At 59.0% G+C, this 639-nt stretch carries 1 rRNA gene; it reads left to right on the top strand.

The window, feature by feature from the left end:
* Positions 1–639: ribosomal RNA gene (locus tag ABD978_RS43630) — 23S ribosomal RNA — on the top strand; the annotation flags it as partial.

A 639-nucleotide genomic window follows, 5' to 3' on the forward strand; every position in this document is an offset into this window, starting at 1 on the left:
TATCCGGGTGGGGGACAGTGCCTGGTGGGTAGTTTAACTGGGGCGGTTGCCTCCCAAAGAGTAACGGAGGCGCCCAAAGGTTCCCTCAGCCTGGTTGGCAATCAGGTGTTGAGTGCAAGGGCACAAGGGAGCTTGACTGTGAGACAGACATGTCGAGCAGGTGCGAAAGCAGGGCCTAGTGATCCGGCACCGACGTGTGGAAGTGGTGTCGCTCAACGGCTAAAAGGTACCCCGGGGATAACAGGCTGATCTTGCCCAAGAGTCCATATCGACGGCAAGGTTTGGCACCTCGATGTCGGCTCGTCGCATCCTGGGGCTGGAGTAGGTCCCAAGGGTTGGGCTGTTCGCCCATTAAAGCGGCACGCGAGCTGGGTTTAGAACGTCGCGAGACAGTTCGGTCCCTATCCGCTGTGCGCGTAGGAGACTTGCGAGGGTCTGTCCCTAGTACGAGAGGACCGGGACGGACGAACCTCTGGTGTGCCAGTTGTACCGCCAGGTGCATGGCTGGTTGGCTACGTTCGGTCGGGATAACCGCTGAAAGCATCTAAGCGGGAAGCCTTCCTCCAGATGAGGTCTCCCAACCCTTTGTGGTTGTAAGGCCCCCAGCTAGACGACTGGGTTGATAGGCCGGAGATGGAA

Origin of the sequence: Actinoallomurus liliacearum (assembly GCF_039542035.1) — a bacterium.
Taxonomy (GTDB): Bacteria; Actinomycetota; Actinomycetes; order Streptosporangiales; family Streptosporangiaceae; genus Actinoallomurus; species Actinoallomurus liliacearum.